Source organism: Streptomyces sp. E2N166 (assembly GCF_003671715.1).
In the GTDB taxonomy this organism is placed as follows: Bacteria; Actinomycetota; Actinomycetes; order Streptomycetales; family Streptomycetaceae; genus Streptomyces; species Streptomyces thinghirensis.
The window spans coordinates 54,825-57,295 of record NZ_RAIF01000012.1 but is presented as its reverse complement, the minus strand read 5'-3'; the positions used below and the strand labels follow the sequence as shown (position 1 = coordinate 57,295).

The following is a 2,471-nucleotide window of genomic DNA, read 5'->3' as shown; positions in this document are numbered from 1 at the left end:
GTCGGTGCCCGTCCCGCGCCCCGCCTCGAAGGGATGTGCGCGGTGTCCGCGTGTGGTCGCTCAGGCGACGATCAGGTAGATGCCGTACGCCACCGCGGCCGCGCAGGCCGCGAAGCAGGCGTACGCGCCGGTGACCGCGAGGGCCGCGGAGCCGCCCTGTGAGGCCGCCCGCTCCTGGCGGGAGAGGCCGACGATGCCGAGGGTGAACAGGCCCACCAGTGCCACGGTGGCCACGAGGCTGACCCCGAAGACGGAGCCGAGAGCTGCCCAGTCGATGCTCATGGAGTTCGCTTTCCTTCGTACCCGGGGCGCGGGCTCAGACGGAGGTGGTGGCCGAGGGGGCCTTGGAGTCGGAAGCGGGGCCCGGGGCGCCGGCCGCGGCCAGGTCCTCGGTCACGCCCGCCGGGGGCGGGGAGACGGCGGCCATCGCCGTGGTCACCACACCGGCCTGCTCGGGCTCGTCGACGACGTTGGTGTGGTCGACGACCTCGCGCCGGGAGAGCTTCCAGATGGCGGCGCTGGAGGCGACCAGGAAGACCGCGACGAGCGCGGTGCCCCAGTCACCCAGGCCGCAGACCCACTCGGCGATCGCGGCGACCAGGGCCGCGGCCGGCAGGGTCAGGCCCCAGGCGACGAACATCCGGGTGGCCGTGGACCAGCGGACCACGCCGCCCTTGCGACCGAGGCCCGCGCCCATCACCGCGCCGGAGACCGAGTGCGTGGTGGAGAGGGAGAAGCCGAGGTGGGAGGAGGCCAGGATGACCGTCGCGGCACTGGTCTGGGCGGCGAAGCCCTGCTGCGGCTGGAGGTCGGTCAGGCCCTTGCCCATGGTGCGGATGATGCGCCAGCCGCCGAGGTAGGTGCCGAGCGCGATGGCGATGCCCGCGGAGAGGATGACCCACCTGGGCGGGTCGGAGTCGGGGGCGAGCGAGCCGCCGGCGACCAGGGCGAGGGTGATGATGCCCATCGTCTTCTGGGCGTCGTTGGTGCCGTGGGCCAGCGAGACCAGCCCGGCGGAGGCGATCTGCCCGGCGCGGTAGCCCTTGGCGGCGGCCTTGCCGTCGGCCTTGCGGCCGAGCTTGTACGTCAGCCGCGCGCCGAGCAGCGCCGCGAGGCCCGCGACGAGCGGGGCGGCGATCGCCGGGATCAGCACCTTGGTGACGAGCGCGTCGCCGTTGACCGCGCCGACGCCCGCCGAGGCGACGGCGGCACCGATCAGGCCGCCCATGAGGGCGTGCGAGGAGCTGGACGGGAGCCCGACCAGCCAGGTCAGCAGGTTCCAGAGGATCGCGCCCACCAGAGCGGCGAAGATGACCTCGGGACGGATGCCGGTCTCGTCGACGAGACCCTTGGAGATCGTGTTGGCGACCTCCACCGAGAGGAAGGCGCCTACAAGGTTGAGGACGGCGGACATGGCCACCGCCACCTTGGGCTTGAGCGCACCGGTCGAAATGGTCGTTGCCATCGCGTTCGCGGTGTCGTGGAAACCGTTCGTGAAATCGAACGCGAGTGCGGTTACTACCACAATCGCGAGGATCAGCGAGAAGCTTTCCATTTACCCAGGCAATCGTTCGAGGTCATTGGCTGGACGAACGTAGGTAACCAGAGTGAACGGAAGATGAACTGAACAGGGCTTCACGGTGACCGGAACCGGCGCCGCCGCCTCCCTCTGTGTGCCCGGCCCGATGCTCTCCGGATACGTGCCTGGCAGGATCGCCGCGAGGCCGGTCGGCGAAGGTTCGTGAGGGGCGCGGACGTGCCCGAAGGAGACGGTGACTGTGACGTATTCGCGGGTCGCAGGGGTGGGCGCGGACGAGGAACGAGCCAGGGCGGCAGCCTGGGAGGCCCTCGTCGCGACAGCCCGTCGAACGGTGGCGGACGGCCTGGTCGTCGGCACCTCCGGCAACGTCTCGGTGCGCGTGGGCGACACGGTGCTGGTCACCCCTTCGGGTGTGCCGTACGACCGTCTGGCCCCGGCCGACGCGACCGGCGTCGACCTCGACGGCCGGCAGGTGCTCGGCACGCTCGTCCCCACCAGCGAACTGCCCATGCACCTCGCCGTGTACCGCGCCACCGACGCCCGGGCCGTCGTCCACACCCACGCCGTGCACGCGACGGCGGTCTCGCTCCTCGTCCCCGAACTCCCGCCGGTCCACTACATGACCGCCGCCCTCGGCGGCCCCGTCCGGGTCGCCCCCTACGCGGCCTACGGCACCGAAGAACTCGCCCGCCACATGCTCGACGCCCTCACCGACCGCACCGGATGCCTCCTGCGGAACCACGGCACGATCACCTACGGCGCCTCCCTCGACCAGGCCTACGACCGCACGGCCCAGCTGGAGTGGATGTGCCACCTCTGGCTGACGGCCTCCTCGGTACCGGGCCGCACGCCGTCACTGCTGACGGACGACCAGCTGACGGAGGCGACGGAACGGCTCCAGGGGTACGGGCAACGGGGGCACGGGGAGCGG

At 71.8% G+C, this 2,471-nt stretch carries 3 protein-coding genes; 1 reads left to right on the top strand and 2 read right to left on the bottom strand.

Annotated elements, in window-relative coordinates:
- Nucleotides 1–60: 60 nt before the first annotated feature.
- Both EBH09_RS07885 and EBH09_RS07880 read right to left on the bottom strand, forming a co-directional pair.
- A complete protein-coding gene (locus EBH09_RS07885; protein WP_121746333.1) occupies nt 61–282 on the bottom strand; it encodes a hypothetical protein in 222 nt (73 codons plus the stop codon).
- A 34-nt stretch (nt 283–316) separates the two neighbouring features.
- Nucleotides 317–1,555 (bottom strand): inorganic phosphate transporter, encoded by a 1,239-nt coding sequence (locus EBH09_RS07880; RefSeq protein ID WP_121746332.1) that lies wholly within the window; start codon nt 1,553–1,555, stop codon nt 317–319.
- 223 nt (nt 1,556–1,778) lie between these two features.
- Between EBH09_RS07880 and EBH09_RS07875 the strand changes: the two genes are divergently transcribed.
- A partial coding sequence (locus EBH09_RS07875) for a class II aldolase/adducin family protein (protein ID WP_193776187.1) occupies nt 1,779–2,471 on the top strand: 693 nt, incomplete at its 3' end.

Bases quoted from the DNA above. Each gene is read 5' to 3' on its own strand.
- EBH09_RS07885 (WP_121746333.1), bottom strand. From the start codon at position 282: ATGAGCATCGACTGGGCAGCTCTCGGCTCCGTCTTCGGGGTCAGCCTC.
- EBH09_RS07880 (WP_121746332.1), bottom strand. From the start codon at position 1,555: ATGGAAAGCTTCTCGCTGATCCTCGCGATTGTGGTAGTAACCGCACTC.